The organism is Thiopseudomonas acetoxidans (assembly GCF_030362935.1).
GTDB lineage: Bacteria > Pseudomonadota > Gammaproteobacteria > Pseudomonadales > Pseudomonadaceae > Thiopseudomonas > Thiopseudomonas acetoxidans.
In genome coordinates, this window is record NZ_JAUCDY010000014.1 from 64,718 (window position 1) to 71,048 (window position 6,331).

Annotated in this window: 5 protein-coding genes; 2 read left to right on the forward strand and 3 right to left on the reverse strand. The window is 49.6% G+C overall.

Features of this window, described 5'->3' with window-relative positions:
- Positions 1-11: 11 nt before the first annotated feature.
- From QEZ41_RS10500 to QEZ41_RS10510, 3 genes are read right to left on the reverse strand one after another with little or no spacing between them, the layout of a single operon-like run.
- Positions 12-758: an NRDE family protein gene (locus tag QEZ41_RS10500; RefSeq protein ID WP_289411496.1), complete on the reverse strand. Its 747-nt coding sequence runs from the start codon at positions 756-758 to the stop codon at positions 12-14.
- Between the two features lie 30 nt (positions 759-788).
- On the reverse strand, positions 789-2,561 hold the full coding sequence (gene tfpB / locus QEZ41_RS10505) for a type IV pilus assembly ATPase TfpB (RefSeq protein WP_289411498.1): 1,773 nt from the start codon (positions 2,559-2,561) through the stop codon (positions 789-791).
- Positions 2,562-2,621: 60 nt separating this feature from the next.
- Entirely contained in the window at positions 2,622-3,974 is a 1,353-nt protein-coding gene (locus QEZ41_RS10510) for a CYTH domain-containing protein (protein ID WP_289411499.1), read from the reverse strand.
- 113 nt (positions 3,975-4,087) lie between these two features.
- Between QEZ41_RS10510 and QEZ41_RS10515 the strand changes: the two genes are divergently transcribed.
- Entirely contained in the window at positions 4,088-4,765 is a 678-nt protein-coding gene (locus QEZ41_RS10515; RefSeq protein ID WP_289411500.1) for a TIGR00153 family protein, read from the forward strand.
- A gap of 36 nt (positions 4,766-4,801) precedes the next feature.
- On the forward strand, positions 4,802-6,067 hold the full coding sequence (locus QEZ41_RS10520; RefSeq protein ID WP_289411501.1) for an inorganic phosphate transporter: 1,266 nt from the start codon (positions 4,802-4,804) through the stop codon (positions 6,065-6,067).
- Positions 6,068-6,331 lie beyond the last annotated feature (264 nt).

Genomic DNA, 6,331 nt, shown 5'->3' on the forward strand with positions numbered 1-6,331 from the left:
ATTTGAGTGTTTTAGTCAGCCGCTAATACTATTTCTTTCAGCTCTTGCACAGCTCCCGCAACCGTATAACTCTGCTCTTTTAGGCTTAAATTCGTCTGCGTCATGCGCAACAAACTGGTGGCACGCGTGCCGTAGTATTCGCCCTGAATGAAAATGCTCGACAGCATCCGCTCCAACACCAGCCCCACGCCGGTCTCCGGCAAAAACTCTTCGCTGGGTCGTTCGCGATCACGCATAAGATTAAACAAGTCATCATCGGTGCTATTTAAGTTTTGACTAAAAAGGCTGCGTATCCGCACTAACTTCGGCCAAGGTGTATCCAAGCTGGCATTAGATAGCGCGTAAATGCCGGCACTGAGCCGTTGCGGGCGGGCGCTTTTGGAATTAAAAAACCAAAGTTGTCGGCTATCACCTACCAACAGATTAAAGCCATTAAACTGCGCTGCCTGCTGCGCCACCCTATGCATATAAGCGGCTGGCGGTTCGTGTCCAGCCAAGTAATTACTGACCAGCTCACCGCGTGAGCGCGGCAACACCCCTTCCAAAGCACGAATATTGGTTAAGGCAGCAAAACGGCCTTGTGGGGCAACACCCAGCCAACTGCCACCTGCCAGTAAATCCCGCCCAGCATAAATTTGCGGATAATCAGACCACTGCGCTAAAGGCGCTGTGGCGCGCGCATGCATTTCATCCCTGTTGGCCAGCATTAACAAAGGTTGCGCGCTGTCTGGCACCCAAGCAAAAACAATTAAACACATAGCATTACCATCACTGTTGTCGGTGATTCCTTATTGATTATCACTGCGCGGCGTTACACGCAACACCTCGGCTACCGTGGTGAGCCCAGCGGCTATTTTTTGCGCACCTGACAAACGCAAACTGCTCATACCATCACGATAGGCTTGGTTTTTTAAGCGCGTAATATCCGTATGCTCAGTAATCAGCAGTTTGGTTGAATCATTCAACAGCATGATCTCATACACGCCAGCTCGTCCGCGATAACCTGTATCCCTGCACTCTAAACAACCAACCGCTTGGTAGGTTGTTTTAGGCTTGGCAGAACTCCAGGGTTTGGTTAACTCATTCCATTCACTCTCGGAAATTTCAGTCGTTTCTTTGCAATGTGGGCACAAAGTACGCACCAAACGTTGCGCCATCACGCCCAACAAGGAGGCACGCAACAAATAATAAGGCACGCCTAACTCAAGTAGCCGGCTGATCGCACTGGGTGCATCATTGGTATGCAACGTAGATAGCACTAGGTGTCCGGTTAAAGCGGCCTGAATCGCCATTTCTGCTGTTTCTAGATCGCGAATTTCACCAATCATGATGATGTCTGGATCTTGGCGCATCAGCGCGCGCACACCACTGGAAAAGGTTAAATCGATATTATGCTGCACCTGCATTTGGTTAAACGCTGGCTCAATCATTTCGATGGGATCTTCAATAGTGCAAACGTTTACCTGCTCGGTGGCTAGCTGCTTAAGCGTGGTGTAGAGCGTGGTGGTTTTACCCGATCCCGTAGGGCCCGTCACTAGAATAATGCCATTGGGTTGCGCGGTCATACTGTGCCAGCGGGTTAAATCCTCTGCGGAGAAACCCAGCTGGTCAAAGCTTTTCATCAACACTTCGGGATCAAAGATCCGCATCACCAGCTTTTCACCAAAGGCTGTGGGTAAGGTAGATAGCCGCAGCTCCACCTCATTGTTATCTGGGGTTGAGGTTTTTATGCGTCCGTCTTGGGGTTTGCGTTTTTCCGCAACATTCATTCTACCCAGCGTTTTTAAACGGCTAATAACCGCCATGGTGACCTGGGCAGGAAACTGATAGACATTGTGCAACACACCATCAATACGAAAGCGCACCGTACCTTGCTCACGTCTTGGTTCGATATGGATATCACTGGCGCGCTGCTGGAAGGCGTACTGGAACAACCAATCCACAATATTGACGATATGTGCATCATTGGCGTCCGGTTCTTGATCACTGCTGCCAATCTTAAGCAGCTGCTCAAAATTGCCAATCGCCGTACTGCTGTACTCGTTATGACTGGCTCCTGATACGGAGTGTGCTAAGCGGTAAAACTCGGTCGTGAAGCGTTGGATTTCAGCTGGATTAACCACCACACGCTTTATCACGCGGCGCGCCACATGCGCTAAGTTAGCTTCCCAGTCACTGACAAAAGGCTGCGCGCTCGCTACGGTAAGGGTTTCAGCATCCACCGCGACAGCAAGGATTTTATGGCGTTGCGCAAAGGCGTAGGACATAACTGCCGTGATCGCTGGCACATCGATTTTCAACGGATCGATACGCAGATAAGGCTGCTCTGCCCACTGCGCTAACCACTGGCTGAGGGTCTCCAAGTCCAGTTTTTTACCCACGCGAGCCAAGTCATCAAGCTGCTGCAACGCGATATACTCTAGTGGATGCAGGCTTTGCTTGCCAGTAAATGCGCCCCGTCCAATCAAGCACTGATCGGCGGTTGCTTGGTCAATACGCTTATTCTTAACGAGCTCTTGCAAAATATCTGCAAGCCCCAACACACGCTCATGTGCGGCCATAGTTCATCTCTGCTTGCGCTGTTTAGGGAAGCTCTGAAAACCCTTTCCAGAGCTTCTTCCTTAGCTATTCATTATTTGTCTACAGGCCACATTCTGCCACAAGCTAGCCGCTTGCTGACGTAACGCCTGCTCATCTTGCTGCAAAATAGCCTGCTGTAATTTGCGCGCACTGCCGAGCATAGCGTCCAACTGTGCAATATTGAGTACATGACGGGCATGTTCCAACCAAAAAACAACACGCTCTACCCGTGGCAATTGCTCGGTCAAAAGCTGTGGCTGCTGTACATAATCAGAGAGCGGTATGCTGCTTAATTCTTCGCGCAAAAACCGCACCAACCAACGCGCTAGGGGTGCTTGGGCTTGACGTTTAGCACGCTCGTTGCGTTGTTTTTTCCACGCTTGCTGATGTAACCATAACGCCAAACGCAAAGAAAACTGTCCCCAGCGAACTTGCGTCAATTCTTGCGCAAACTGTTCTACCGCATGCTGGCGGGTGCCCTCTTGCTCGGCTGCTTGATAAACAGGCATCCAGCTGGTTAAGAGCTCATCAAGCATCTGTCTTAATTCGTTACTGCTTTTGCGTGGCACAATTTGTCCCAGGCTGGTCAATAGGGCGCGCAGCTGTATAAGGCTATAAATCCACTGCTCCAACAGCTTCCATTGGGCGCTATGGCGGTACTGTTCCGCTAAACGCTGACTGTTGGATAACAGCTGCATGGCCAGATGGTAGGTGGTGACATCCATCGTGCTGTCTGCGGTTAACTCTGCCATAGGGACCTGTAGCTCAAAGCTGCCCGGTCGCAATAAACGATAACCTCGCTCAGCCTTGCTAATATCGCAGGGCATCAGGGCAAACTCATTGGCTAGCTCTTGCGCCAACTCTAATAAAGCCTCTGGCTGACCTTGACGCAGCTCCAATTCCATCTCGCAAATTTCTTCTGTCTGCACTGAAGTGCGTACAACGCCAAAATCCAGCGCCAGTTCAACACGGGCTTCTTCACCCTCATACTGCCAGCACAACTCAACCAACTCACGGGTAAAATCCGTATGAAAAATACCACTTAAGGTCTGTTTGTCCAGCTCTTTCAGAGTTTCTGGCCAGCAATCATCCGTCAATTTTTCTACATCTAAGTTATTTTCTGTAAGGTACCAATCCCATTCATTGCGCTCAGAAAGCCCAGCAACACTGGCACCTCTGGTTTTTAAGGTCTGGATTAATTGCTCACCATCTTGGCGAATTCGCAAAGCCACCTGCGCGCCAGCCAAAGAAAATTCCGCGGTATCAAAATAGCAATTAAGTAAATTGCGCTGCTGCCACGGCTGGCATCGGCGCGACTCTATCAGGCTGCTATCACGCAGTGCTGCAAGCGTTTCAGGGCTAACCCTAAGCTTTATTTCAGTTTCTTTAGCCATGTTTTATTGTTCACCTTCGCTGACAAATTTAACCACAATTTTATACAACCCTAGTCTAACTTGTTCTAGCACCGTATAATTACAACCCTCATTCAAATTCGAGCGCTTTTGCAATGTCGATTAATCCCTTCGTTAGTTTGTTCGGTCGCTCACCTATTGGCCCTATGCAAGAGCATATTGCCAAAGCCTACGAGTGTGCGGCCAAGCTGATTCCTTTTTTTCAAGCTGTCATGGCTGAAGACTGGGAACGTGTTGAGCAGGTGCAACAGGAAATGGTGCGCCTAGAAAAAGAAGCCGACAAACTAAAACGTGATGTGCGTATTCACCTACCAAAAAGCTTGTTTTTACCTGTGCCACGTTCTGACTTGCTCGAACTGCTCAGTGTACAGGACAAGGTAGCCAACCGCGCTAAAGATATTGCCGGCCTGATGCTAGGTCGCCAAATGGCTATTCCAAAGCCTTTACAGCCCATCATCATGCCTTACGTACAACGTACTGTAGATGCGTGCGAGCAAGCGCTTAAAGCCATGAATAAGCTTGATGAGATTCTAGAAACAGGCTTTGGCAATCGAGAAGTTGCCCATGTTACGACAATGATCGAAGAGCTTGAAGATATCGAACACGACACTGATCGGATGCAAATCGAGGTTCGTAGAAATCTGTATAAAATCGAAAAAGAGCTTCCGCCCGTGGATGTGATTTTTCTCTATACCATAATCGAGTGGATCGGTGATGTTGCCGACCGTGCTGAACGAGTCGGCAACCGGTTAGAGCAACTACTAGCTCGCTAATTTATTAGCGTCATTCATGAGTTTGCGGATTATCTTATGTCAGTCCTCACCGATTACGGCTTTATACTTTTAGTATTAGCTTGTATTTTTGGCTTCTTCATGGCTTGGGGCGTTGGTGCGAATGATGTCGCTAACGCTATGGGCACCTCAGTTGGCTCACGCGCTTTAACCATCAGACAAGCTATTGTCATAGCGATGGTGTTTGAATTTTGCGGTGCTTATTTTGCCGGTGGCGAAGTCACCGACACCATCAAAAACGGCATTGTAAATACCGATGGCATGACACCCGACCTGCTAGTGCTGGGGATGATGTCGTCATTACTAGCCGCCGGTACTTGGCTGCTGATTGCCACCACCAAAGGCTGGCCTGTCTCCACCACGCACACCATTATCGGTGCTGTTATTGGTTTTGCTGCCATTGGGGTATCGGTTGATTCAGTTCACTGGTCTGAAATTCTACCTATCACCGCCAGCTGGGTGGTGACACCGTTCTTGTCTGGTAGCTTGGCTTTCTGTTTGTTTATCAGCGTGCAGAAACTCATAACCAACACTGACGATCCTTTCACCAACGCCAAACGTTTTGTGCCCGTGTACATGTTTGTCACTGGTTTTATGGTTGCCTTGATGACGCTCAGTAAAGGTTTGAAGCACGTTGGTGTCTCCCTCAGCAACGAGCACAGCCTGCTGTTAGCCATTTTGGCCGGCATGCTGGTGATGGGGCTTGGTATCTTGCTGTTGCGCCGGGTGAAATTGCCAGAAAACCCAACGCGTAATGATTACTACGTCAGCGTAGAGAAAACCTTTGCCACACTGATGATCTTCACCGCCTGTTCTATGGCTTTTGCTCACGGCGCTAACGATGTCGCCAATGCTGTGGGCCCTCTAGCGGCCATTGCAGGCGTCATCCAAAGCGAAGGCATGGCTGAATTAACCAGCAAATCAGCTGTACCGGCTTGGGTATTACTCTTAGGCGCCTTGGGTATCGTGATTGGTCTGGCCACCTACGGCTATAAAGTCATTGCGACTGTGGGCCGTGGCATCACCGAACTTACCCCCAGCCGTGGTTTTGCTGCGGAGCTGGCCACCGCCTCAACAGTCGTAGGTGCATCGGCTATTGGTTTACCCGTCTCCACTACCCACACGCTGGTCGGTGCGGTATTAGGTATTGGCTTAGCACGCGGTATAGGTGCGCTGAACCTGAAAGTGATTGTGTCTATTTTCACCTCTTGGGCCATTACACTACCCGCAGGCGCGGTTTTGTCCATCATCTTCTTTAGTATCTTAAAGCTTATCTTTTTATAAGGTACGTACTAGTTTTAAACCTATATTTGTAGGCACAATTTCTGTGGGAACCCAGCTTCTGGGCGAAGGTTAGAGCAAGGTGCTCTGTGGGAACCCAGCTTCTGGGCGAAGTGCTAGAGAAGGGCACCCTGTGGGAGCGCATCTTATGCGCGAAGCGGACTTGAGGCACTCACAAGAGCAACAGGATAAAACCAGTTGTGTAAACGCAGTCCAATAAATGGGGTGCATTCCAAATCGCGCAAGAGTTGCGCTCCCACAAAAAGT